28 protein-coding genes and 1 tRNA gene are annotated in these 23,908 nt (G+C 64.1%); 20 read left to right on the top strand and 9 right to left on the bottom strand.

Features of this window, described 5'->3' with window-relative positions; all coding sequences use genetic code 11:
* Positions 1–17 precede the first annotated feature (17 nt).
* The 3 genes from ABZ677_RS08530 to ABZ677_RS08520 form a co-directional block, all read right to left on the bottom strand.
* A complete protein-coding gene (locus tag ABZ677_RS08530; RefSeq protein WP_358368336.1) occupies positions 18–680 on the bottom strand; it encodes an SAF domain-containing protein in 663 nt (220 codons plus the stop codon).
* Between the two features lie 89 nt (positions 681–769).
* Positions 770–1,114 carry an FmdB family zinc ribbon protein gene (locus ABZ677_RS08525; protein WP_037192233.1) on the bottom strand — a complete coding sequence of 115 codons (345 nt, stop codon included), beginning with the start codon at positions 1,112–1,114 and terminating at the stop codon, positions 770–772.
* A gap of 153 nt (positions 1,115–1,267) precedes the next feature.
* Complete coding sequence (locus ABZ677_RS08520; protein ID WP_037191967.1) at positions 1,268–1,864, bottom strand: 5-formyltetrahydrofolate cyclo-ligase; 597 nt, start codon at positions 1,862–1,864, stop codon at positions 1,268–1,270.
* Positions 1,865–1,971: 107 nt separating this feature from the next.
* On the opposite strand from ABZ677_RS08520, the gene ABZ677_RS08515 reads away from it, so the two are divergent.
* From ABZ677_RS08515 to ABZ677_RS08455, 13 genes are all read left to right on the top strand, one after another.
* On the top strand, positions 1,972–2,925 hold the full coding sequence (locus ABZ677_RS08515; RefSeq protein ID WP_037192236.1) for a UTP--glucose-1-phosphate uridylyltransferase: 954 nt from the start codon (positions 1,972–1,974) through the stop codon (positions 2,923–2,925).
* Positions 2,926–2,958: 33 nt separating this feature from the next.
* Positions 2,959–4,218, top strand: coding sequence for a gephyrin-like molybdotransferase Glp (gene glp / locus ABZ677_RS08510; protein WP_032395737.1), 1,260 nt, complete (start codon positions 2,959–2,961; stop codon positions 4,216–4,218).
* Between the two features lie 72 nt (positions 4,219–4,290).
* On the top strand, positions 4,291–4,938 hold the full coding sequence (locus tag ABZ677_RS08505; RefSeq protein WP_037191969.1) for a GNAT family protein: 648 nt from the start codon (positions 4,291–4,293) through the stop codon (positions 4,936–4,938).
* A 150-nt stretch (positions 4,939–5,088) separates the two neighbouring features.
* On the top strand, positions 5,089–5,958 hold the full coding sequence (gene glpR / locus ABZ677_RS08500; RefSeq protein ID WP_037191973.1) for a gephyrin-like molybdotransferase receptor GlpR: 870 nt from the start codon (positions 5,089–5,091) through the stop codon (positions 5,956–5,958).
* 55 nt (positions 5,959–6,013) lie between these two features.
* Positions 6,014–6,086, top strand: a tRNA-Ala gene (locus ABZ677_RS08495).
* A 350-nt stretch (positions 6,087–6,436) separates the two neighbouring features.
* Positions 6,437–7,279, top strand: coding sequence for a glycosyltransferase family 2 protein (locus ABZ677_RS08490; protein WP_052047768.1), 843 nt, complete (start codon positions 6,437–6,439; stop codon positions 7,277–7,279).
* Positions 7,276–7,920: an acetyltransferase gene (locus ABZ677_RS08485; RefSeq protein ID WP_358368330.1), complete on the top strand. Its 645-nt coding sequence runs from the start codon at positions 7,276–7,278 to the stop codon at positions 7,918–7,920. Before ABZ677_RS08490 ends, ABZ677_RS08485 begins: the two co-directional genes overlap by 4 nt.
* Before the next feature lie 166 nt (positions 7,921–8,086).
* Positions 8,087–8,950 carry a glycosyltransferase family A protein gene (locus tag ABZ677_RS08480; RefSeq protein ID WP_358368327.1) on the top strand — a complete coding sequence of 288 codons (864 nt, stop codon included), beginning with the start codon at positions 8,087–8,089 and terminating at the stop codon, positions 8,948–8,950.
* Positions 8,951–9,335: 385 nt separating this feature from the next.
* Positions 9,336–9,788 carry a GyrI-like domain-containing protein gene (locus tag ABZ677_RS08475; protein ID WP_358368324.1) on the top strand — a complete coding sequence of 151 codons (453 nt, stop codon included), beginning with the start codon at positions 9,336–9,338 and terminating at the stop codon, positions 9,786–9,788.
* The gene (locus ABZ677_RS08470) at positions 9,788–10,222 is read left to right on the top strand and encodes an effector binding domain-containing protein (RefSeq protein WP_358368321.1); all 435 of its coding nucleotides are present in this window, start codon (positions 9,788–9,790) and stop codon (positions 10,220–10,222) included. Before ABZ677_RS08475 ends, ABZ677_RS08470 begins: the two co-directional genes overlap by 1 nt.
* 156 nt (positions 10,223–10,378) lie before the next feature.
* Positions 10,379–11,086 carry a ScbR family autoregulator-binding transcription factor gene (locus ABZ677_RS08465; RefSeq protein ID WP_358368318.1) on the top strand — a complete coding sequence of 236 codons (708 nt, stop codon included), beginning with the start codon at positions 10,379–10,381 and terminating at the stop codon, positions 11,084–11,086.
* 58 nt (positions 11,087–11,144) lie between these two features.
* Positions 11,145–11,315 carry a hypothetical protein gene (locus tag ABZ677_RS08460; RefSeq protein ID WP_170945719.1) on the top strand — a complete coding sequence of 57 codons (171 nt, stop codon included), beginning with the start codon at positions 11,145–11,147 and terminating at the stop codon, positions 11,313–11,315.
* A 75-nt stretch (positions 11,316–11,390) separates the two neighbouring features.
* Positions 11,391–12,293, top strand: coding sequence for an SDR family oxidoreductase (locus ABZ677_RS08455; protein WP_358368315.1), 903 nt, complete (start codon positions 11,391–11,393; stop codon positions 12,291–12,293).
* Here ABZ677_RS08455 and soxR read toward each other — a convergent pair.
* Positions 12,209–12,709 (bottom strand): redox-sensitive transcriptional activator SoxR, encoded by a 501-nt coding sequence (soxR, locus tag ABZ677_RS08450; RefSeq protein ID WP_358368313.1) that lies wholly within the window; start codon positions 12,707–12,709, stop codon positions 12,209–12,211. The genes ABZ677_RS08455 and soxR overlap by 85 nt on opposite strands.
* 64 nt (positions 12,710–12,773) lie before the next feature.
* Between soxR and ABZ677_RS08445 the strand changes: the two genes are divergently transcribed.
* Positions 12,774–14,012 carry an arginine deiminase gene (locus ABZ677_RS08445; protein ID WP_358368310.1) on the top strand — a complete coding sequence of 413 codons (1,239 nt, stop codon included), beginning with the start codon at positions 12,774–12,776 and terminating at the stop codon, positions 14,010–14,012.
* 4 nt (positions 14,013–14,016) lie between these two features.
* Here the strand turns inward: ABZ677_RS08445 and arsC are convergent, their stop codons facing one another.
* On the bottom strand, positions 14,017–14,364 hold the full coding sequence (arsC, locus tag ABZ677_RS08440) for an arsenate reductase (glutaredoxin) (RefSeq protein WP_037191985.1): 348 nt from the start codon (positions 14,362–14,364) through the stop codon (positions 14,017–14,019).
* A 64-nt stretch (positions 14,365–14,428) separates the two neighbouring features.
* Here arsC and ABZ677_RS08435 point away from each other — a divergent pair, with 64 nt between their 5' ends.
* The 3 genes from ABZ677_RS08435 (at position 14,429) to ABZ677_RS08425 (ending at position 15,965) form a co-directional block, all read left to right on the top strand.
* Positions 14,429–15,097 carry an SDR family oxidoreductase gene (locus ABZ677_RS08435; protein WP_094739735.1) on the top strand — a complete coding sequence of 223 codons (669 nt, stop codon included), beginning with the start codon at positions 14,429–14,431 and terminating at the stop codon, positions 15,095–15,097.
* A gap of 10 nt (positions 15,098–15,107) precedes the next feature.
* Complete coding sequence (locus ABZ677_RS08430) at positions 15,108–15,476, top strand: GntR family transcriptional regulator (RefSeq protein WP_037191990.1); 369 nt, start codon at positions 15,108–15,110, stop codon at positions 15,474–15,476.
* A 66-nt stretch (positions 15,477–15,542) separates the two neighbouring features.
* Positions 15,543–15,965: a DoxX family protein gene (locus tag ABZ677_RS08425; protein ID WP_358368306.1), complete on the top strand. Its 423-nt coding sequence runs from the start codon at positions 15,543–15,545 to the stop codon at positions 15,963–15,965.
* 37 nt (positions 15,966–16,002) lie between these two features.
* On the opposite strand, the gene ABZ677_RS08420 is transcribed toward ABZ677_RS08425, so the two are convergent.
* Positions 16,003–17,514 (bottom strand): phospholipid carrier-dependent glycosyltransferase, encoded by a 1,512-nt coding sequence (locus ABZ677_RS08420; RefSeq protein WP_094633224.1) that lies wholly within the window; start codon positions 17,512–17,514, stop codon positions 16,003–16,005.
* A 107-nt stretch (positions 17,515–17,621) separates the two neighbouring features.
* Here ABZ677_RS08420 and rsmI point away from each other — a divergent pair, with 107 nt between their 5' ends.
* A complete protein-coding gene (rsmI, locus tag ABZ677_RS08415) occupies positions 17,622–18,446 on the top strand; it encodes a 16S rRNA (cytidine(1402)-2'-O)-methyltransferase (protein ID WP_252341882.1) in 825 nt (274 codons plus the stop codon).
* A 4-nt stretch (positions 18,447–18,450) separates the two neighbouring features.
* Here rsmI and ABZ677_RS08410 read toward each other — a convergent pair whose 3' ends face one another.
* Entirely contained in the window at positions 18,451–18,879 is a 429-nt protein-coding gene (locus ABZ677_RS08410; RefSeq protein WP_037191993.1) for an SRPBCC family protein, read from the bottom strand.
* A gap of 14 nt (positions 18,880–18,893) precedes the next feature.
* Complete coding sequence (locus ABZ677_RS08405) at positions 18,894–19,898, bottom strand: alpha/beta hydrolase (RefSeq protein ID WP_230596309.1); 1,005 nt, start codon at positions 19,896–19,898, stop codon at positions 18,894–18,896.
* 186 nt (positions 19,899–20,084) lie between these two features.
* Between ABZ677_RS08405 and ABZ677_RS08400 the strand changes: the two genes are divergently transcribed.
* Positions 20,085–21,464 carry a wax ester/triacylglycerol synthase family O-acyltransferase gene (locus ABZ677_RS08400; RefSeq protein WP_037192253.1) on the top strand — a complete coding sequence of 460 codons (1,380 nt, stop codon included), beginning with the start codon at positions 20,085–20,087 and terminating at the stop codon, positions 21,462–21,464.
* Between the two features lie 15 nt (positions 21,465–21,479).
* Here the strand turns inward: ABZ677_RS08400 and metG are convergent, their stop codons facing one another.
* On the bottom strand, positions 21,480–23,024 hold the full coding sequence (gene metG / locus ABZ677_RS08395) for a methionine--tRNA ligase (protein ID WP_358368301.1): 1,545 nt from the start codon (positions 23,022–23,024) through the stop codon (positions 21,480–21,482).
* A 21-nt stretch (positions 23,025–23,045) separates the two neighbouring features.
* Here metG and ABZ677_RS08390 point away from each other — a divergent pair, with 21 nt between their 5' ends.
* On the top strand, positions 23,046–23,873 hold the full coding sequence (locus ABZ677_RS08390) for a TatD family hydrolase (RefSeq protein WP_358368298.1): 828 nt from the start codon (positions 23,046–23,048) through the stop codon (positions 23,871–23,873).
* Positions 23,874–23,908 lie beyond the last annotated feature (35 nt).

Below are 23,908 nucleotides of genomic sequence, written 5' to 3'. Positions count from 1 at the left end.
TTCTGTCTCGAGAAACGTTAGTGCAGCGTGACCGTGAGCGCGCTGACCAACGAGGCGGCTGCCACTGTCGTCGCGTCGTTCGTCGGTAGAGCCAGTAGTACGACGCGGTCGCGCTGCCGATTGCCACCGGCGTCGGCGGACACGAGCACGACCATCGCTCCCGACGCCAGCACCCGCGCTGCGGGCACCGCGTTCGGGTCCTCCTGGGACTCGACCGTCAACACGTCGACGCGGTCGCCTTCCCGCAGCAGGTCGGTCACCGCGGCGTCGGCGAGATGCACCGGTACGACGCGTGCCTCGGTCCCCAGAGCCGTCGTGGCGGTCCGAGATCCGAGTAGCCGTACGTCGGTGAGCAATTCGCCCGCTCGAACGGGTCCGGTGAGTGTCTGGCCCTCGACGGCTTCGGATTCGGTGAGTGCGCCCTCGGGGACGTTCGTCCGGTCCCACTCGGCTGCCACGACGTCGGCCGGCGTCAGCACGGTGCCCGGTGTCAGGTCGCGTCCGGCGGTGATCACCCGGACTCGGTCGTCGCCGGCAGCGTCGTCGAGGAACAGCACCAGTGCGACCGCGACCAGCACACCGGCGGCGATCCGTCTGAATGTGGTGGATTCGACCCACGCCGGACGCAGGGTGATGCGATCGAGCAGCGTCGAGTCGAGTCGATTCTTGCCGGCAGCCATGGCGAAAACGCTATCGGTGGCCGTGCCGGTTCGGGCACCGAAAAGGCCGGGCTGTGGATAACGGCCCGGCCTGTGGATGAAGCTGAAAGCTACTGGCTGGCAGCAGCTTTAGTGGTGGACGACGACGAGGTGCTGCTCGACGACGACGAATCCGAGGATTTCTTCTCGGCGGGCTTCGAGTCGGTCTTGCTGTCCGATTTCGCGGCCGCAGCGTCGGACTTCTTCTCGCTCGCGCCTTCGCTGGCGGTACCCGAGCCACCCCGGCTGTCGGTGCGGTAGAAGCCACTGCCCTTGAAGACGATGCCGACGGAGTTGAACAGCTTGCGAAGCTTGCCCGAGCACGCGGGGCACACCGTCAGTGTGTCGTCGGTGAAGGACTGAACGATGTCGAAGCGGTTGTCGCACTCGGTGCATGCGTATGAGTAAGTGGGCATCGTGTTTCCTCCGCGCTGGTCACCGAGGAAATTCGCCACTCTGCTGGCCGAGGCCGAACACCGCCGGTGTCTTGTCTGTTCGTCGAAACTGTCGAAACTGGGGAGAGCATTAGCACTCTACAGTCAGGAGTGCCAACGAATCGAATCCTAGCGTTATTCCGTACCCAAGCGTACGAGCCCGCCGCCCGCGGTGAGCACGTGCGTCACCCGTCTGTCGTGCGGCTCGGCAGGTAGACGATCGACCACTTCGCTCTCACGCACCACCGCGACCAGCACGGCGTCGGGTCTGCACAGGTCGAGGGTGCGGTCGTAGAAGCCCGCGCCTCGGCCCAACCTGGTTCCGCTCCGGTCCACGGCCAGCGCCGGGATCAGCACCAGAGTGCACGCCGACACCGCGTCGGGATCGAGCGTCGGTCCCGATGGTTCCAACAACCCGAACGGGGCCGTCACCAACGATTCGCGTCCGTCGTACCGAGCCCAGCGCAACGGCCCGGGCTCGTGGGCACTCGGAAGCAGCACGGTCGACCCGGCCGCGGCCATCGCGTCGAGCATCTCGATGGAACCGGGCTCCCGGCCGACGGGAACGTATGCCGCCACGACCGGGTGTTCGGCCGCCAATTCGCCGAGGACGTGACAGAGTGCAGAGGATTCCATTGCGCGTTGCGCACCGTCGAGCAGTCGGCGTTCGGCGAGAACATGCTTTCGCCATCGATCCTTGGACGTGTTCTCCGTGAATTCGGGAACGCTCACAACGATTCGTCCTCCCTTCCTGTGCCGTCGTTCAACGATATGCACTCGGGGGTAAAACGCAGCACACGGCGAGCAGATCACCAGAAACCATGGATAGGGTGAGCACCATGACAGAAGCCGTTACAGCGACGACCGCCGCCACGCCCGTGCACTTCCGCACGGCCATCGTTCCCGCAGCGGGCATGGGTACCCGGTTCCTGCCGGCCACGAAAACCGTTCCGAAAGAACTGCTTCCGGTGGTCGACACTCCCGGTATCGAGCTCGTCGCAGGCGAAGCCGCAGATTCCGGCGCGCAGCGACTCGTGATCGTCACGTCCCCGGGCAAGGACGGCGTCGTCGCCCACTTCGTCGAGGACCTCGTCCTCGAGAACAAGCTCGAAGCCAGCGGCAAGCTGGAGATGCTCGAGAAGGTCCGGGTTGCCCCCGGTCTGCTCGACGTCCAGTCGGTCATTCAGCACGAGCCGCTCGGACTCGGGCATGCCGTCGCCTGCGCCGAGGAAGTCCTCGACGACGACGAGGATTCCGTTGCCGTTCTGCTTCCCGACGATCTGGTGATGCCCCGCGGTGTGCTCGACGTCATGGCCCGCGTGCGCGCCAAGCGCGGTGGCTCGGTGCTGTGCGCCATCGAGGTCCCCGACGACAAGGTCTCCTCCTACGGCGTCTTCTCCGTCGAGATCGTGCCCGACGCGGTCAACCCGAACGTCCTCAAGGTCACCGGTATGGTCGAAAAGCCCAAGCAGGAGGACGCCCCGTCCAACCTGGCTGCGGCGGGCCGCTACCTGCTCGACCGCGCGATATTCGACGCTCTGCGACGGATCAAGCCCGGTGCGGGCGGTGAGCTTCAGCTCACCGACGCCATTGCGTTGCTCATCGAAGAAGGCCATCCCGTGCACGTGGTGGTGCACCGCGGATCGAGACACGACCTCGGAAATCCCGGGGGATACCTGCGCGCTGCGGTTGACTTTGCTCTACAACGTGACGACTACGGCCCAGCGCTGCGCGAATGGCTGAACGAACGCTTGAGCGACAGCTGGGCACCGGAACTGACCACGTACGAATAGCATCGCGGGTCGATGCCATAGAGGAAGGGCCAGATGCGCTCGGTCGAAGATCAGCAGACCAGGGTGACCGCCGCGGCGGTGGCTCCACGGCCTGTTCGGGTCGCCATCTCGGAAGCACAGGGCCTGCTGTGTGCAGAGGAAGTGGTCACCGAGCGTCCCCTTCCCGGTTTCGACCAGGCAGCGATCGACGGCTACGCGGTACGGAGCGTCGATGTGGCGGCCGCGGGCACCGACCTGCGCAACGAGGACGACGAACGCATCGATCTGACGCTTCCCGTCGTCGGCGAGGTGTCCGCCGGGTCGCGTCAACCCATCCGGCTGCAACCGCGTCAGGCAGTGCGAGTCGACACCGGCGCGCCGCTGCCCACGCTGGCCGACGCGGTGTTGCCGCTGGATCGAACGGACAGCGGTCGCGCCCGCGTCAAGGTGTTCCGTCCGGTGCGCTCGGGCGACTACGTCCGAAAGATCGGCGACGACGTGCAGCCCGGTGACGTGGCGGTTCGCGCAGGCACGATCATCGGCGCAGCTCAGGTCGGACTGCTCGCAGCCGTCGGGCGCGACAAGGTGCTGGTGCATCCGCGGCCGCGGCTGTCGGTGATCTCCGTGGGCGGCGAATTGGTCGACACCGATCGGACCCCGGGGCCCGGTCAGGTGTACGACGTCAACTCCTATGCACTGGCCGCCGCAGCGCGCGACGCCGGAGCCGACGTCAACCGCGTCGGGATCGTCAGCACCGATCCCAAGCGACTGCGCGAGGTGGTCGAGGGTCAGCTCATTCGATCCGAGATCGTGGTCATTGCCGGAGCAGTGGGCGGCGGCGCATCTGACGGTGTGCGTGAGGCGCTCGGCGAACTCGGTGACATGGAAGTGGAGCGAGTTGCCATGCACCCCGGATCCGTCCAGGGCTTCGGTCAACTCGGACGCGACGAAGTACCCACCTTTCTGTTGCCGGCCAACCCCGTCAGCGCGCTCGTGGTGTTCGAGGTCATGGTGCGTCCGCTGATTCGTATCGCTCTGGGCCGACGGCAGCCGATGCGGCGGACCGTCACCGCACGAACCGTCGCGCCGATCACCTCGATCGAGGACCGCAAGGGATTCCTTCGCGGCCAGCTCATGCGCGACGAGGGAACAGGCGAATATCTGGTTCAGGCGCTCGGCGGCGCACCCGGATCGTCCTCGCATCTGCTCGCGACACTCGCCGAGGCGAACTGCCTGGTCGTCATCGATCCCGAGGTCACCGAAATCCGAACCGGCGAAGAAGTGAAGGTCTCGTTCCTCGCGCAACGAGGCTGACACCAGTGGCATGTTCGAGTGCCGCGGAGGGCGCTTGACCACGCCACTGCGCGTAGCGCATAACATCGACGGATGCCGCGAACGTGGTCGAGCCACCCAGGTTGGCCGGCGAAATTGGGTCCAGTGAGAGTGGCCGGCGGAACCGTCACCGTGCGGCCGGTACGGATGCGCGACGCGGCCGCCTGGAGTCGGATCCGCACAGCGGATCGCGCCCACCTCGAACCGTGGGAACCCAGCGGGGAAGGCAGCTGGAACTCACGCCATCACATCTCCTCGTGGCCGAGCCTGTGCTCGGGGCTCAAGTCCGAGGCCCGCAAGGGACACATGCTGCCGTTGGTGATCGAGGTCGACGGCGAATTCTGTGGTCAGATCACCACCGGCAACATCGTGCGGGGAGCACTCCGATCGGCGTGGATCGGGTACTGGGTGTCCAAAGAGGTCAACGGCAAGGGTGTGGCGACCGCGGCTCTGGCACTCGGGCTCGACCACTGCTTCGGTCCCGTCGGACTCCATCGCGTCGAAGCGACGGTGCGACCGGAGAACCTTGCGAGTCAGGCAGTTCTGCGCAACGTCGGTTTTCGCGAAGAAGGGCTGCTCTACAAGTACCTGGACGTCGACGGTGAATGGCGCGATCACAAGCTCGTCGCGATCACCTCGGGTGAGGTGCAGGGAACCGTCGTCGATCGGTTGGTTCGCGCGGGTCGGGCTGCGTGGGCCTGATTTCCGCTGCTGCGGCACGGGCACTCGTGTTGTCAAAGTGACAGGAGTGTAATTCGGGTCGGCGCGTCTGCATGGTTCTCGTTCGTCTTCCGCATAGCCTGAGAACGTCTTTCACTGTCGCCGTCGCCGAAAGGGAGGAGAACAACGCCGATGCCGAACTCGATCATCTGGATCGGTCTCGTGGCCGTCTGGCTCTTCGTTCTTCTGCCCATGCTGATGACCAAGCGTCCGCAGATCATGCAGACGACGGACGCTGCGCTCGCCACACGCGTGCTGCATCGGGGTGGCACGAAGCGAAAGCAGCGCGGCCCCGCGACCGGCCACCGCAGTGATCCCGACTGGCGACCGGAGGACGACCTGAGAGTCTCCGCGCCGGCTCGCGAGATCTTCGGCCCCACGATTGCGACTGTTCGTCCAGACTCACCCGATCTACCCGGTACCGCGGAGGACCCGATGGACACTCACGCAGCAGACAGCGACCTCGATCGCGAGGCACCGGACACGGATGCACCGCGTGGAAGTTCGCCCGCGCACGAACCCGGTGTCGTCGACGACGATTTCGTTCCTCGCCGACGCGGTCGCGGCGGCTTCGATCCCGAGGCCGACGCGATTGCCCGGGCCGCGCGCTACGCATTTCGGCAGCGCGCAGTTCTCGGGCTCGTGTTCGCGGCGATCACCACCGCGGCCCTGGCCTTCATCGTCTCCCCGACGATCTGGTGGCTGTGTGGACTGTCCGTCGCCGTCCTCGCCGGTTACCTGTACTACCTGCGTCGTCAGGTGCAGATCGAGGAAGAGGTGCGCAGGCGTCGGCTCACCCGGATGGGTCGATCCCGTCTCGGCGTGGAGTCGGAAACCGACGACGAGCTCGAGCTCGTCCCGCAACGTCTGCGTCGCCCCGGCGCGGTGGTACTCGAGATCGACGACGAGGATCCCGAATTCGAGCATCTCGATCACTACGAGGAGCCGTTCCAGGCTCGTCGTGACGAGGACCGGGACATGCGCAGAGCCCAGGGCGCGTAGGCAACGCCGGAAACGGCTTTGCTAGAGTTACCCAGCCGGTCGGCACGACGGCAAAGGGGCTGTGGCGCAGTTGGTAGCGCGTCTCGTTCGCATCGAGAAGGTCAGGGGTTCGATTCCCCTCAGCTCCACCCACACGAAGACCGTCACTCACCCGAGTGGCGGTTTTTTCGTTGTCCGGCAACGGCGAGACGAGTGTGACCGCGAAGTGAATTCTGAATGCATTTGTATCGACCGAACTAGGTGGTCGGTTCGGGATTCGATTCCAGAAGATGCGACTCGATAAACCCCGATTGCAGAATTGCCGCGCGAAACCTTCGATTCGATTGCTTGGGCGGCGCGACCCGACTTGCAGAATCTTTCAGGGCGGTGAGCTGCGGATATGCAATGGGGACATCTTTAGGCAATTACCGGAACATGTCGTAGGTTCGAAGCCGTTGCTGTGCAGAATTGAAATGTCGAAATTTGTCAGGGGATCGAAATGAACACTCTCAGTGTGGTAATTCCGGTACTCGATGAGGTCGACCATCTGGGCGAATGCTTGACGCTGCTGCTCGATCAGGGCGACGCTATCGACAGCATCGTCGTCGTGGACAACGGGTCGACCGACGGCACGCTCGAGCTGGTGAACAACATTCGCGCGGTGACGAACAAGGTCGTGTTGGTGCACGAGCCCAATCGCGGCGTGGTCCATGCTCGCAACACCGGATTCGACCTGGTGGACTCGTCGATCATCGGTCGAATCGACGCCGATACCCGTGTTCGACCCGGGTGGGCGCGCTCGATCGTCGATTTCTTCGACGAGCATTCCTCCGTCGCTGCTACCGGCGGCCGAACGTTTCTGTACGAATCTCCCTGGGCTCGACCGCTGGCGTGGATGCACTCGCGCGCCGAACGACGTGAGCCGTCGGTGCGCTCGGCCCTCGCGGTATCGGGCAACAACTTCGCGATCCGCGCATCCGCCTGGCGTGCGGTTCGCGGTGCGGTCAGTGAGCGAACCTGCGTGCACGAAGACATCGACCTGTGCCTGTGCCTGGCCGCCGAGCGTCTGCCTGTTGCTCAGAACGGGTGGATGAAGGCCGCGGTATCCGGTCGGCGCGCGACGACATCGCCGGCGAAGTACGTCCACTATGCGTTGGCGGGCTACCGCTCGTACCAGGCGCACGGTCTCGCGTCGCGCAAGCTCGGTCGCATCGTGGCCATGGACTGGCTGATGCACACACTGCGGTGGCCGATCTCACGACTGTTCGCAGCAGTACCGTGCCGGGCATTGCCGGTCGACGATCGAGCCGAGTCCGACGAACGGATGCGAGCCGCCGCGTGACGGCCAGCGCGCGTGTCCGCGACTGGATGCGTAGCCCGTCGGACGTCCGCTGGGCCCTGGCTCAGATGCGTCAGGCGACCTTCGTCTCGTTGGCAAATGTGCCGTTCCTGCCTGCTGTGCTGCGCGCATCGGTCATGCGGCCCGCCGGGGTGCGGACAACCGGTCCGTGCCTGATGTACGGCGGCTCGATGATTCAAGGACAGGCATCGGTTCGGTTGGGTACCGGCGTGTTCGTGAACTTCGGCTGCTACTTCGACACCGTTGCCGACATCGTGATCGGTGATCATGTCTTCATCGCGGATCACGTTCGCATTCTCACCAGTACTCACGAGACCGGGCCGTCGGGTCACCGCGCAGGCGCATTGCGGGGAGAGTCGGTGGTGATCGGTCCGGGAGCGTGGATCGGGTCCGGCGTCGTCGTGATGCCGGGCGTACACATCGGTGCCGGATGCATCATCGGGGCGAACTCGCTGGTGACGCGAGATTGTGAACCGGACGGTGTGTACGTCGGCTCTCCGGCGCGTCGTCGCCGAGAGTTGAACGACCTTCCCGCAGCGGAGCAATGGATCGGGGACAACGCCGATTTTCGCGATCGGGAGGCAATGCAAAGATTGATACTTCCGCCGAATTCTGAATTCTGATCCATAAAGTCCGAATAATTCGACGGGTTCTTTTCTTGAAGTAATGATGTAGCATCGTCAACGTCAGCGGCTCGAAATCAAATGCGTTCACCGTGTGAGGAAATCGAGCTACACGATTGCCAAAAATGTGTCAGGGGTTGGCGTTGTGAATAGTCTTTCCATTGTTGTGCCTGCGTTCGACGAGTCGGCTCATATGCGCGAATGCCTGGATGCATTGCTCGTTCAGCGCGAACGCATTCGCGAAATCATTGTCGTCGACAACAATTCGACCGACGACACCGCGGCCATCGTCACAGAATACGCGCGGCGATTTCCGCAGGTAGTTCTGCTGCGGGAGTCCGAGCGCGGCGTCGTACATGCACGCAACACCGGTTTCGATCACGCTTCCGGATCGATCATCGGCCGCATCGACGCCGATACCCGGGTCGAGGCCGGCTGGGTCGACTCGGTACTCGACTTCTTCGATCGCCGACTCGACTACGTCGCAGTCACCGGGCCGATCTACCTCTACGACTCCCCGTGGGCACGACCGTACCGGGCGTTCGTCGACCGTTCCGTCCGTAACAGGCCTTCCGAGCAGTGGGTTTCTGCCGCATCGGGCAACAATTTCGCGATCCGCCGATCTGCGTGGGAAGCCGTTCGCGGTCGTACGAGCCTGCGTACCGACCTGCACGAGGACATCGATCTGTCGCTGTGCCTGAACAAGGTAGGTCTGCGGATCGCGCAGATCGAGCCGATGCGCGTGATGGTGTCCGGACGCCGGCTGCTGACGCCACCGCTCGAGTACCGGCACTACGTCCAGAGCTCGTATCGCACGTGGGCCCATCATGGGCTGGCCAATGGTTGGTTGCGCAGATTGCTCATTTCGGACCTGATTCTGCACACGGCGCATTGGCCATTGACACGAATTCTGTCCTCGTGCGAATCTCGAATTCTCCCGGTCTCGCATTCCGAAGTCGGCGCTACACCTGTAGGCGATCTGTCAAGCATTCGCGACGAGAGTTATGCTGCCGCGGCGCGCGGAAAATAAATTCATCGACAATTCTCCGGTTCGTCCCTCGGGGAATACGGGGTCACGGAAACGGGTCGTTCGCGGGATCGATGGTCGGTACCGGTTTTCGGGTGTCGGGTATTCGACAACTGCAGGCACGGGACGAGTTTTCTGTGCTGAAATCGAACGTGCACGGTAGGACGTACGACGCGGTAGGCCGGTCGGAGGCGCTCCGACGCCACCTCGTGATCTCGGGAGGAGGAACCGTCGGCGGCGGCTGTTGCGGGGATCGAAACGGGTGCGAAGTATGGTTGACCGATTGACGGTCCACCCACCAGTCGCGCCGGTAGATTGACGGGCGATATTGTGAACGGGCCGGTTCCGAACACAGGATCTGCCCCTGCAACTTCTCTACGGAGTGTGAATGTCGTTCGAGATCGTCGACCTCGCTGAAACGTGGGTCGCGGGTCTTCCCGTTCGCAGCCCCAAACGGGCGCTGGGACGCCTCAACGACCCGGCACTCGATCAAGCGTGGTCCGCGGTTCTGAATCAGGAGACCTCCGGTCCGCTCGCTTCCATTTACACCGACTTCGCCCCCGGTATCGGCTCGTACAATACGCAGGTAGTCGGTTATCTGTGTACTTCGCTCGGTCAAGTTGCGCGCGGACATCTGGTTGCGAAAGTGCCCGCGGCGAAATATGCGCGTTTTTCTGCGGTGGGCTATTTCCCCGAGGTTCTCACCCGATTGTGGACTCAGATCGATCATGCCGAAGAGCAGGGCGATATCGTGCGATCGTTCACCGGCGATTACGAGTGCTATCCGCACGCGTACAAGGTCGACCTCTATCTGGCGATCACAGCGCCCGGCGGTTCGTGATGACCTTCCGCGTCACGGCACGCAGCGCAGAGCTGTTCAGTGGGTTGGTGGCTCCGCGCGTGGAGCCCGGCGCGGAATCGAGCGGCAGCGAATGGATGCGTTTTCTGCGAGACCGGGTGCGCGAGAAGCATATCGACGCAACCCAGGTGAGCACGGTGTACGTCCCGGATCCGCACGGCACGGTCAATGCGGTGGTCGCGGTCTCGGTGGACTCGCCCGGTGACGTCGCCGTCGGGGATGTGTTCGTCTCGGTACCGACCGGCGTGTTCGCAGTGTTCGTGCCCAGCGGCGCTCTGGCGGATCCGATCGAGGACGTGTGGGCTCAGGTCGACGAGTGCGTTATGTCCGGATCGATATTTCGCGCCTACAAAGAGGAAGTCGAAGTCGTTACGAATACTGGAGAAGTGGAACTTTTCATTTCAATCGTTTTGTAATCGAGCCCTTCTTCATGCAATTGTCACTTTCGAATCACAAAGTCGCCACCGAACCGGTTACTATAGGCGAGCGCTGACAGTCCGATATGGCGAAGTGAATTCGATGTTCACCTCGATCGGCCGACGGATGGCCAGCGCGTACAGAGCGTCGATGTCATGGCAAGGTCGACAGAGCAGGGGTGTTCCAACATGGTGAGACAACTCAGGGCAGAAGCCACACGAGCGGCCGCACTGCGCGCTGCAGCAGATCTCTTTCTCGAGGTGGGGCACGCAAATGCCACGCTGAGTCAGGTGTCAGCGCAGTCCGGTGTGACCAAGGGTGCGCTGTACTTCCATTTCGCGTCCAAGGAAGAACTGGCCCGTGCGATCGTCGACGAGGGTCACGAGCGCGTGTCCACTGCATGCGCCGGCTTGGTCGACAGTCGCAGCCCGGCCCTCGAGTCCGTCATCGGAATCTCGTATTCGGTACTCGAACTGGCGGCATCGGACCCCTTGGTTCGCGTCATGTACCGGTTGCAGATGGAGATCGACGGATCCGACACCGCCCGCGGCAGTGTGTTCGGCACCTGGGGAAACATCTTCGAGCATCTCTTCGAGCGGGCCATCGAGCACGGTGACGTCGCAGACCATCTGGACGCGGGCAATGCAGCATTGCTGGTGTGCGAGATGCTCGCCGGAGTCCTGATGGTGTCCGAGGCGCAGTCGCGCCTCGAGGATGCCCCCTCACGCATGGAGAGGGTCTGGAACACGGTCCTACCCTCGCTGGTGCCCACCGACAAACTCGCTTACTTCCGTGAATTTGCGGCGCGGAGTCTGTCCAGTTTCGTGCGCGAGAACATCACGTCGGGATCCGTCAGCGTCTGAGGATGTCGTGATCTCGGTGTGCTTGCCGCACCCGAGTTTGCCGGGCACACTGTGTGACATGGAACACACTGTGCAGCAACCGCGGATGTCGGACAACGAGCTCCGGAAGGCGATCGGCACCCTGCAGCAGCGCGCGGACGACGCACGCAAACATGGAGCCGACGACGATGCTGCGCGCATCGAGCGCACCATCGCCGACTACCGAGACGAGATGTCGCAAAGATTGTGACGACCCTCCCGGTCGTCACCGCGTAGGGTCGAAATCGAACTGACACGTGGCAACCGCTGGGGGATACAAGCTTCGATGGCTACATACGATCTGCGCGGCAAGAAGACGTTGATCACTGGAGCAGGTAGCGGAATCGGCCGAGCAACGGCCATCGCTGCTGCGGGAGTGGGAGCCGAGCTCTTCCTCACCGATATCAACGGCACCGGTTTGGCCGAGACGGTGGACCTGGTCGGTCGCGCGGGCGGTACCGTCAGTCACTCGTTGCCCTTCGACGTATCCGATTTCGAGGCCGTCACCGCTTTCGCGGACGACATTCACGCCGAGTTCGGCAGCCTGGACGTCGTGATGAACGTCGCCGGTATCTCGGCGTGGGGAACCGTCGAGAATCTCGAGCACCGGCACTGGAAGTCGATGGTCGACGTCAACCTGATGGGGCCGATTCACATCATCGAGAAGTTCCTGCCGCCGATGATCGAGGCCGGACGCGGTGGCCATCTGGTCAACGTCTCGTCGGCCGCCGGATTGATTCCCCTGCCGTGGCACGCTGCCTACAGCGCCAGCAAGTACGGCCTGCGCGGAGTGTCCGAGGTGCTCAAGTACGACCTCAAGCGTCACGGAATCGGCGTCAGCCTGGTGGTGCCCGGTGGCGTCAAGACCGGACTGGTGCAGACACTGCAGATCGCCGGCGTCGATCGTGATGATCCGCGCGTGCAGAAGTTGCAACACCGTTTCGAGAAGCGTGCCGTGGAACCGTCGGTTGTCGCCGATGCCATTCTCGCCGGAATAGCCAAGCGCAAGTACCTCGTCTACTCCTCCAACGACATCAGATTCGGATACTGGGTCGCGAGAAAGTTCGCCCCGCCCTACGAGTTCGTACTGCAGAAGGCAAACGATCAGTTCTCCAAACTGCTCGAGCCGCGTCGAGTCGAGGGTTTGTCGAAATCGACGTCCAACGTGCGCGCACCCGGCCCCGAGTAGGACAGCTCGTCGTGCGGATTGGCCAGCGCACAGCCGGCCAACGACAGACAACCGCAGCCGATGCACCCGGTCAAGTTGTCCCGAAGCCGAGTCAATTGCTCTATCCGAGAGTCGAGTTCGCGATGCCACTGCGTCGAGAGCCTGGCCCAGTCCTCGCGCGTCGGCGTCCGCTCGTCCGGTAGTTCGCTCAACGCCTGCCGGATGTTCGCCAGTGGGATCCCGACCTTCTGCGAGATCCGGATGAAGGCGACCCGTCGCAGAGTTTCGCGATGGAATCTGCGCTGGTTACCCGAGGTTCGGCGGCTGCTGATCAGTCCCTGTTTCTCGTAGAAGTGCAGCGCCGAGACCGCAACTCCGCTGCGCTCGGACAGCTGGCCGGGGGTCAATTCGCGGACGTTCCACTCGGGCATCGGCACGACCTCGACAATACTTCAGGTCCTGATCCCAGCGGTGGCACACGAATGGGTTTACCGTTCGTTCATGAGTGTCGATGCGGCTGCGGGCCCGTTGGGTGCCAACTCCGAGGTAGGGGTGCTGCGCACCGTCATGCTGCACCGGCCGGGAGACGAGCTTCGACGCCTCACGCCGCGAAACAACGACCAGCTGCTGTTCGACGGTCTGCCGTGGGTCGATCGGGCACAGGACGAGCACGACGCGTTCGCCGATCTCCTGCGTGGTCGTGGGGTTACGGTACTGCTCCTCGGCGATCTCCTCACCGAGGCCATGACGGTCAGCGGCGCAGCGCGAATGCAGGGTATCTCCGCCGCCGTCGATGCCCGACGGCTCGGCCGGTCGCTCGCCGAGGACCTGGCCCAACATCTGCGGGGTGTGCCCGCGGCCGAGTTGGCGCAGATCCTGATGGCAGGCATGACATTCGACGAATTGCTCGAGGCGGAGACGGGGGAGCCGCAACCGATCGGGGCATCGCTGGTTCGGCGAATGCATCACGGTGGGGACTTCGTCATCGATCCGCTGCCGAACCTGTTGTTCACCCGTGACTCGTCGTTCTGGATAGACGATCGAGTGGCGATCACCTCGCTGGCTCTGCCTGCCCGAGTACGGGAGACATCGCTGACCGATCTGATCTACGCATTCCATCCGATGTTCCGGGGCGTGCGGCGCGCCTACGAGTCGCGGACGGCTCCGGTCGAGGGTGGGGACGTGTTGCTGCTCGCCCCGGGTGTGGTGGCCGTAGGAGTGGGGGAGCGTACCACGCCCGCCGGTGCAGAAGCGTTGGCGCGCAGCCTGTTCGAGGACAACCTGGCGCACAGCGTGCTGGTGGTGCCGATCGCGCAGGAGCGCGCGTCGATGCACCTGGACACGGTGTGCACCATGGTGGACACCGACGCGGTGGTGATGTATCCGGCGATTCAGGACACGTTGTCCGCCTTCACTATTCACCGCGAGGACGCAGGCGTCAGTATTCGCGGGGCCGACCCGTTTCTCGAGGCGGCCGCCGATGCGATGGGCATCGGCAAGCTGCGGTTGATCGATACCGGACTCGACCACGTCACCGCCGAGCGCGAACAATGGGACGACGGAAACAACACGCTGGCCATTGCGCCGGGAGTCGTCGTGGCCTACGAGCGCAACGTCGAAACGAATGCACGGCTCGAGGCGTCGGGCATCGAGGTGCTGCGGATCTCCGGATCGGAACTGGGCTCGGGGCGAGGCGGTCCCCGATGCATGTCGTGCCCGGTGTCGCGCGAGAGGTTGTAGCGCTCTAGAGGACCGTCTGCACCTTGTCGGCGGGGCGAGCGAGCACAGTGCCCTTGTCGGTCACCACGATCGGGCGCTCGATGAGAATCGGATGCTGGGCCATCGCCGCGATCAGTGTGTCGGCGTCCGCGCCTGCGAGTCCCAGTTCCTTGTAGATGCTCTCGCGAGTTCGAATGGCCTGACGCGGTTCGAGGCCGGCGTCGGCGAGAAGCGTGCGGAGTTCGTCCTCGGTGGGTGGCGTCTCCAGGTATCGGATCACCCGCGGCACCACCCCGGCTTCCTCGATCATCTTCAGTGCTGTGCGAGAGGTGTTGCACCGCGGATTGTGGTAGACGGTTGCCGAACGGGTCATGTTTGTAATCCTGCCACGCGGGTAGCCACCCCGACAGATTCACGCCAGGAACGGAGTAGTCGATATGACCGACAAGCGCATTGTCATCGCAGGTGGCCACGGCCAGATCGCCCAACATCTGACTCAGGTGCTCACAGCGCACGGAGATCGTGCGGTGTCGCTGATTCGTAACAGCGACCACGTCGATGCCGTCACCGCGCTGGGCGCGCTGCCGCAGGTGATCGATCTCGAATCGGCTTCGGTCGAGGAGGTGGCCGCAGTGCTGGCAGGTGCCGACGCGGTCGTGTTCGCGGCAGGTGCAGGGCCCAACAGTGGCCCCGAGCGAAAGGACACGGTCGATCGTGCAGGTGCCGTGCTGCTGGCCGATGCCGCCGAGAAAGCCGGTGTTCGCCGCTATGTCCTGATCAGCTCGTTCGGTGCCGGAGAGCCGGTCGCCGAGGACTTGGACGCCGGTTGGAAGGCCTACATCAAGGCCAAAACCGCTGCGGAAGAGGATGTTTCGGCTCGAAGCGGTCTGGACTGGACAATTCTGCGACCGGGCAAGCTGACGGATGACGATCCCACCGACTCGGTGTCCCTGACCGAGCCGCCGCTGGACTCGGGCGAGGTCACTCGCGCCGACGTGGCCGCCGTGATCGCTCGGTTGCTGGAAACCGATGCAGCAGTGGGCAAGACGCTGATGTTGACGTCCGGTCCGACGTCGATCGTCGACGCAGTCGACGCGCTCGGATAGGGCATCGACCGTGCGCGTACACATCGATTCGTCGAACACCACCCCGGTGTTCGAGCAACTGCGAATGCAGATTCTGGGCCTGGTGAGATCCGGCGATCTCATTGCCGGTACCAAGATTCCGACGGTCAGGGGTCTGGCCGAGGAACTCAAGATCGCGCCGAACACGGTGGCGAAGACCTACCGCGAACTCGAGCAACAAGGGATCATCGAGACGAGGGGCCGATCCGGTTCGTTCGTCGCGTCGGGCGGCGATCCGTCACGCGACATCGCGGCTCGGGCGGCGACGGAGTTCGTCAGGACGGTCCGTTCCATCGGCCTGGACGACGACCAGGCGCGTTCGTTCCTCGAATCTGCCCTCAAAGGTGCGAGCGGCAGCTGAGTTGACGCTTCAACTTGCTTCTGTCAGGGTTGGGCTGCCCGTATAGCCCTGTCAGAAGGATGTGTCATGAATTCCACCGTCGTCCGCGACGCCGTTGCCCTCGTAGCTCGAATCGGCCTGGGTACCGTTTTCATCGCCCACGGCTGGCAGAAGCTCAACACCTACGGACTCGACGGCACCGCCGCGAGCTTCGAGATGATGAACATCCCGCTGCCCACAGCGTCCGCCTACTTCGCCACGTTCGTCGAACTCGTCGGCGGCGGTGCGCTCGTACTGGGTATCTTCACTCCCATCGCCGGCCTGTTGTTGTTCTTGAACATGCTCGGTGCTGCCGTCTTCGTCCACTTCGAGAACGGCGTCTTCGCCACGGAGAACGGATACGAGCTGGTCGTCGCTCTCGGCGTCGGCGCGCTGCTGCTCGCCGCATTCGGTGCCGGACGCATCAGCATCGACGGACTCACCAAGGGCAAGACCGCGCTGCTTGCTTAGGTCGTTCCGCAGGCTCCACTCCCGCTGTCGTAATCGCTCAGCGCCAGCTCGGCAGCCACAACTGTTGCTGCCACATCTGCGGCGTGATCGGCATAGCGGTCAGAATCGGCCACAGCCAGACGAAGTTGGCTATCACCACGGCGAGGTACAAGGACACCAGTAGTAGTCCGGTACCTCGCCGTTCGGCCGATGCGGTGGCTTTGCCGATGATGTCGCCCAGCACCAATGCGAAGCCCATCACCATGAACGGCGCGAGCGCCACTGCGTAGAAGTAGTACATCTGTCGGTCGAGTGTGGTGAACCAGGGCAGTAGCGCTGCGGAGTACGCGACGAGCACTGTTGCGTAACGCCAGTCGCGTCGGACGAACACCGACCAGATCACCCAGGCCAGCATCGGCAGGGCCAGCCACCACATCGCGGGCGTGCCGATCAGCATGATCGCCTTCACGCACGAGGACGCCGAGCACCCGGACACACTCTCGCCGTCGGCGAAGTAGTACAGCATCGGGCGCAGGCCCATCGGCCAGGTCCACGGCTTCGATTCCCAGGGGTGGCGGTTGCCTGCCGAATTGGTCAGGCCCTCATGGAATTGCAGCACGCTGCTGCTGTAGAACCACAGGGACCGCAGCGCGTCGGGCACGAACGAGAACGGACCGCCTGCGCCGACGCCGCTGCCGACCTCGTGTCGATACACGCCGGTCTCGGAGGTGAACCACGCCCACCAGGTCATCAGATACACCGCGATCGGAACGATCACCAGCGCGTACAGCGCAGGCCCGATGTCGCGCAACGCTGTTCCGCGCCACGGGCGTGCGACGCCGTAGGACCGCCGCGCCGCCACATCGAATGCCACACTGAGCAATCCGAAGAACGCGATGAAGTACAGCCCCGACCATTTGGTGCCGCAGGCGAGACCCAGCATGACGCCGGCCCCGAATCTCCACCAACGCACGCCCATTCGCGGCCCCAGCACACTGGCATCGATTCGACCTTCGGCCCGCACCCTCGACAGACGCCGTCGCATGTCGTCGCGGTCGACGACCAAGCAGCCCAGTGCAGCAGTGACGAAGAGAGCGAGAAAGATGTCCAGCATGCCTATTCGGCTGCTGACGAACGTCACGCCGTCGACGGTCAGCAGAATCCCTGCGATCGCACCGACGAGAGTCGATCGGGCGAGCCGTCGCACGATCCGAATGACCAGCAGTACCAACAGGGTTCCGGCCACGGCCGACGAGAAACGCCAACCCCACCCGTTGTAGCCGAACAACGCTTCCCCGACGGCGATCAACTGTTTGCCGACCGGCGGATGCACCACGAGGCCGTACGCCGGGTTGTCCTCGAGACCGCCGCCGGTCAGTACCTGATACCCCTGCGGCGCGTAGTGCTTCTCGTCGAAGACCGGGGTGCCCGCGTCGGTGGGGTAACGCAACATCGTGAACCGAGTGATCGCGCAGATGACGGTGATGACGACGGTGACGATCCAACCGCGTCGGGCATCGGTGTCGTGGAACCAGTCGCGCGCGGCAACGGTGGGCCCGGGACTGACCATCGACCGGTCGCCGGAGCGCTCAGAGGTCGTCAAGGTCACGTACCGATCGTAGGCGTTGATCGGCAGTGCCCGACACGCCGCTGTATCGCATGCGGGACACTGGAGGCATGCTCATCCTTGCCGCCACCCCGATGGGCGACGTCGGTGATGCCTCGCAGCGCCTGCGTGATGCCCTCGGCAGTGCCGAGATCGTCGCTGCCGAGGACACCCGGCGCACCAAACAACTCGCCTCGGCCCTCGGCGTGGCGATCACGGGCAGGGTCGTCAGTTTCTACGATCAGGTCGAGACGGCCCGCCTTCCGGCTCTCGTCGAGGCCGTGGCCGAGGGCAGGACGGTGCTGTTGGTCACCGACGCCGGGATGCCGTCGGTGAGCGATCCCGGATATCGCCTCGTGGCGGCATGCGTCGAGGCCGATCTGCCGGTGACGTGTCTGCCCGGTCCGTCGGCGGTGACGACCGCGCTCGCGTTGTCCGGCCTGCCCGTCGAACGGTTCTGCTTCGACGGGTTCGCGCCACGCAAGCAGGGCCAGCGTCGTACCTATTTCCGGTCGGTGCTCGCCGAACCCCGCGCCATCGTCTTCTTCGAGGCACCGCATCGTCTCGTCGCCTGCCTCGAGGACGCTGTTCACGTACTCGGTCCCGACCGGCGGGCGGCGGTGTGCCGAGAGCTCACCAAGACCTACGAGGAGGTCCGACGCGGCGGCCTCGGCGAGCTGCTCGAATGGTCGCGAGACGGAGTGCGCGGCGAGATCACCGTTGTGCTCGAAGGTGCCGTCGCCGTCGCCGAGGAACCGGAGGACCTCGTTGCCGACGTCGAGACGTTGGTGGCGTCGGGCATGCGGTTGAAGGACGCCTGCGCTCAGGTTGCCGTCGACGGCGTCTCCAAGCGTGAGGTCTACGAGGCCGTTCTCGCCGCTCGAAAAGAGCAGTAGCGGGTCAGCCCACCACTTGCTGTCGCAGGCCCTCGGTGGCCGCTTCGATGATCGTCTTGGTTCCCTTCTTCACGAGGAAGCCGGGTAGCGGGATCTTCGGGTCGACCGTCAGCTCGAACTCGACGTGGGTGCTGTTTCCCTTGGGCGTCAACGTGTATCGGCCGTCCTGGGCCTTCTGCTGAGTGCTCTCGACGAGAGTCCACGACACCTCGTTCTCGGACCAGGTGTATTCGACGAGCTGCTCGTCGTTGACGCCGATGATCGAGACGTGCATCTTGACGTGGTGCGGCTTGCCGTCGTCGAAACGATCGACCACCTCGCACTTCTTGTGGACCGGGGACCACGAGGGCAGGCCCTCGACGTCGGCGAGAACTTCGAGGATTGCCGATGCATCTGCGTCGATGTCGACTGACTTGTTCGCTGTGACTGCCATGGGGAGAAGGTATCTCAGCTTTCTCTGCTGGGGCTGACGTTCCGCGCGAACTCGCCGATCGCTCTGAGCGCACGACGGGCCTCGGGAACGAAATCGGCTGCCTGGAACACGTGCACCTGATCCTCGTACACCTGGAGTTCGCACTCGACTCCGGCGACAGCGAGGCGCTCGGCCATGAGTTCTGCGTCGGCATAGACCATTTCGGTGGAACCGACCTGAATCAGCACCGGCGGCATGCCGGTGAGATCACCGTCGACGGGCGAGACTCGCGGGCCCCGTCGGCCGTCGACGACGATGCGCGCGTCGACGCGATCGGCCAGTGCGGTCAGCGCCGGAACTGCGTCGGCCGGAAAGACCGAACACTTCGATGCGTTCTCGTGATCGAGCTTGCCGGAAGGGTCCATATCGGTGAGCGGAGACATGGTGAAGATCCCTGCGGGGGCGGGCAAACCGACGGTGCGCAGCGCCAGTGTGACCATGAACGCGAGGTATCCGCCTGCCGAGTCGCCGCCCAGGACGATCTGCTCCGGTCGGTAGCCGGAATCGAGCAGGAAGCGGTACGCGTCGACGCCGTCCTCGACGGCATGGCTGATCGGGTTTCGCGGCATCATCCGGTAGTTCACCGACAGCACCGAGCCGTCGACGCTCTTCGACACGCGCGAGGTCATCCGGCGGTGGGTGCGCAGACCGCAGCAGACGAATGCGCCGCCGTGCATGTAGAGGACCACGCGATCGGTGCCGGTGCCCTCGGCGCGAATCCATTCGGCCTCGCATTCGGCCAGCATGACGCGGCTGCGGGTGGTGCCGCTGATCTGGGGGACGAGCAGTCCGGCGTAGTCGACCAACCCCATCGGCCATGGAAGCGACGGTGCCTGAGCCCAGACCGTCAGGAACGGACGCACTGTGAACTGCAGGTACTTGGACAGAATCTGCGACTGCAGGCTCGCGCCGCGGATGTCGCGTCGGCGTGCGGTGGCTGCCGGGTCGGTCGATTTCACTACGGTGAGCGCCGGATTCATAGCCGTCGCCTCCATCCCCGTCGTCGGTGCGCGGCGCGTGTGCGCCGTGCGTCGGAACCCCGCTCTATTTGGAACCCCTGGTAACGGACAATAGCGGGTACCTTTTCGTGACCGGACGTAAGGTCGTGTTCTGAGTCACATTCGGTGCAGTACCGTGACCGAAAACGAATGGAAAAGGGACAGCTCATGGCACTCATGCCCATCACGGAATCGATGTTTCTGATCGCCGAGTCACGGGAACACCCGATGCACGTGGGCGGTCTGGAGTTGTTCGTACCGCCCGGTGATCCGCACGACTTCGCCGAGGAAGTGCACCGCAAGTTCACCACCGGGGAGGTGCACGAACTCTTCCGCAAGCGGCCGTCGCGTCCGGTGCAGATCATGGGCAATCTGGCCTGGGCCTTCGACCCGGATGTGGACTTCGAGTACCACGTTCGGCGCACGGTGCTGCCTGCTCCCGGTCGCATTCGCGAGCTGTTCCAATTTTTGTCGCTCAATCACAGTGCACCGCTCGATCGCTACCGTCCGATGTGGGAGCTGCACATCATCGAGGGACTGGCCGACGGCCGAATTGCGTTGTACACCAAGGTGCATCACTCACTGGTCGACGGCGTCAGCGCACTGAAGCTGATGCAGCGCACGCTCACCACCGATCCCGACGATCGAAACGGCGTCGCAACGTGGGACCCGTCGCTGTTCGGCCGACGCAAGAAGCAGGCCGCCGTCGAGCAGCCAGGACGGCTTGCTCAGCTGGGCACCGGGCTGTCGATGGGACGCAAGATCGTCGGGGACCTGGTCGACTTCGCACCCGCGTCGGCGCGAATCGGGTTGCGCGCGTTGAAGAAAGAAGGAGCGCAGCTGCCGTTGCGAGCGCCGCGCACCATGTTCAACGTGCCCATCGGCGGGGCGCGCCGCTTCGCCGCCGAGAGTTGGTCGATCGAGCGCATCCGCACGGTCGGTACGGCACTGGATGCGACGCTCAACGACATGGTGCTCGCGATGTGCGCCGGGGCGCTGCGGGCGTACCTCATCGATCAGAACGCGTTGCCCGAGGAACCGCTGATCGCGATGGTGCCGGTCTCGCTCCGCAAGGAGGGCGACGACAGGGAGGCCGGTAACTCGGTGACGGTCATCCTGTGCAATCTGGGCACCGACGAATCCGATCCGATCCTGCGGCTGGAGCGAATCAAGGATTCGACCGTCAAGGGCAAGCAGATGATGAGCGAACTCAACACTCTCGAAGCGCTCACCGTCGGCGCAATCACCATGGCCCCGTTGCTGTTCGGCCCGGTGCCGGGATTCGTCGACTACACCCCGCCGCCGTTCAACGTCATCATCTCCAACGTGCCCGGATCCAAGGAAGATCTGTACTGGAACGGTGCGAAACTCGACGGCATCTACCCGGCATCGATCGTGGCCGACGGGCAGGCGCTCAACATCACCGTCGCCAGCAACGGCGATTCGCTGAACTTCGGGCTCATCGGATGCCGACGCAGTGTGCCGCACCTGCAGCGCATGCTGACGCATCTGGAGAACACGTTGGAGGAGCTGGAGAAGACCTTGTGAGAGCGGCGGAGTGCTCTACTCGTACTTGGGGAACACCGGCGTCGGGGTCGGCAGTGCAGTACCGGGCACCGAACGTGTTGCGATGTCGGTGAATTCGCGATTCGACGCACCGAGCAGGTCGAGGATGCGCGACGCGGAATCGGGCATGACGGGCTGGGTCAGGATGCTCACGATGCGCAGCACCTCGATCGTCACGTACAGCACGGTGGCCATACGATCGGGGTCGGTCTTGCGCAGTACCCACGGTTGCTGCAGCGAGAAGTAGCGGTTGGTCTCACCGAGCACCGACCAGATCGCCTCGAGCGCGGAATGGATTGCCTGCACGTCGAATTCGCGTCGGCAGATGTCGAGGAGTGCATCCGCGCGAGCCAGCATCGCCTCGTCCTCGGCAGTGAATTCTCCCGGGGTCGGGAGCGCTCCGTCGAGGTTCTTGGCGACCATCGTCAGCGAACGCTGCGCGAGGTTGCCGAGTTCGTTGGACAGGTCGGCGTTGACGCGAGCGACGATGGCCTCGTGGCTGTAGCTGCCGTCCTGACCGAACGAGACCTCACGCAGGAAGAAGAAGCGCACCGGATCGAGACCGTAGTTCTCCACCAACGACTTCGGGTCGAGAACGTTGCCGAGAGACTTGGACATCTTCTCGCCCTTGACGTTCAGGAACCCGTGCACGAACACCCGCTTGGGAAGCTCGATGCCCGCGGACATCAGGAACGCAGGCCAGTAGACGGTGTGGAAGCGGGTGATGTCCTTGCCGATGATGTGCAGATCGGCCGGCCAGAACTTCCGGTACGACTCCGACTCGACGTCGGGATAGCCGGCACCGGTGAGGTAGTTGGTGAGTGCGTCGACCCACACGTACATCACGTGCGCGGGATCGCCGGGCACCGGCACACCCCAGTCGAATGTGGTTCGGGAGATCGACAGGTCGCGCAGGCCGCCCTTGACGAAGTTCACGATCTCGTTGCGGCGCGTGTTCGGTGCGATGAAGTCCGGCGACGCGTCGTACAGCGCGAGCAGTTTGTCCTGGTACTGCGACAGCTTGAAGAAGTACGACGACTCCTCGGTCCACTCGACCGGAGTGTTCGTCTCCGTCGCGACGCGCGAGCCGTCCTCGCCGAGGGTGGTCTCGGCCTCGGTGTAGAACGCCTCGTCTCGCACCGAGTACCAGCCGGAGTAGGAGTCGAGATAGATGTCGCCGTTCGCTTCCATCCGCTTCCACAGCTCCTGGCTGGCGGCGTGGTGATCGGCGTCGGTGGTGCGGATGAAGCGTCCGTAGGAGATCTTCAGCAGGTCCTGCGCAGTCTGGAATGCGTCGGAGTTGCGCGCCGCGAGCTCGCGCACGTCCACGCCCTCGGTCTGCGCGGTCTGCTGCATCTTCAGGCCGTGCTCGTCGGTTCCCGTCAGGAATCGCACGTCGTAGCCGTCGAGGCGCTTGAAGCGCGCGATGGTGTCGGTGGCGATGTACTCGTAGGCGTGTCCGATGTGGGGAGCGCCGTTGGGGTAGGCGATCGCCGTGGTGACGTAGAAGGGTGGCCGAGAGGCATCAGCTGGCGCAGTCATGGTGCGCCTACTCTAACGATCGTGAGTAGAGACCGTCCCGCACCACCGTTGCCCGAGCCCGTCGGCACCCTCGTCGACGCCCACACCCACCTCGATGCGTGTGGGGCGACCGACGCGGCGAGTGTGGCCGCCATCGTGGACAAGGCCGAGTCCGTCGGTGTCACGCGCGTGGTCACGATCGCCGACGATCTCGAGGCCGCGCGCTTCGCCGTCGACGCGGCGTCCTGGGATCCGCGGGTCTGGGCCGCGGTCGCGATCCATCCCACCCGCGCGAACGTGCTCGACGACGCAGCCAAGGCCGAGATCGAGCGGTTGGCGTCCGACCCTCGTGTGGTCGCCGTGGGGGAGACCGGGCTGGACTACTACTGGCCCGGCAAGCTCGACGGGTGCGCGACGGTGGCCGAGCAGCACGAGGGATTTCGCTGGCACATCGACCTGGCGAAGCGGCTGGGCAAGCCGTTGATGATCCACAACCGCGAGGCCGACGAGGACTTGCTGGCCGCTCTGACGGCGGAGGGCGCTCCCGAGACGGTGATCTTCCACTGCTTCTCCGGCGGTCCCCAGACCGCGAAAGCGTGCGTCGACGCCGGCTACGTTCTCAGCTTCTCGGGGACGGTCAGTTTCAAGAACGCGCACGCGCTTCGGGAGGCCGCTGTGCTGGTACCGAACGAGCTGGTGTTGGTGGAGACCGACGCACCCTTTCTCACTCCGCATCCGTTCCGTGGTGCCCCCAACGAGTCGTACTGCCTGCCGTACACGGCCCGGGCGTTGGCCGAGATTCGTGGCCAGGATCCGGCAGAGCTCGCTGCGCACGCCACGGCAAATGCCGAGAGGGTGTACGGCCTCTAGCTGCTGAAGTTGCGGTGTGGGTACTAATTCGTTAC

Source organism: Rhodococcus sp. NPDC006774 (assembly GCF_040636045.1).
In the GTDB taxonomy this organism is placed as follows: Bacteria; Actinomycetota; Actinomycetes; order Mycobacteriales; family Mycobacteriaceae; genus Rhodococcoides.
This window is presented reverse-complemented; position numbering and strand designations above follow the sequence as displayed.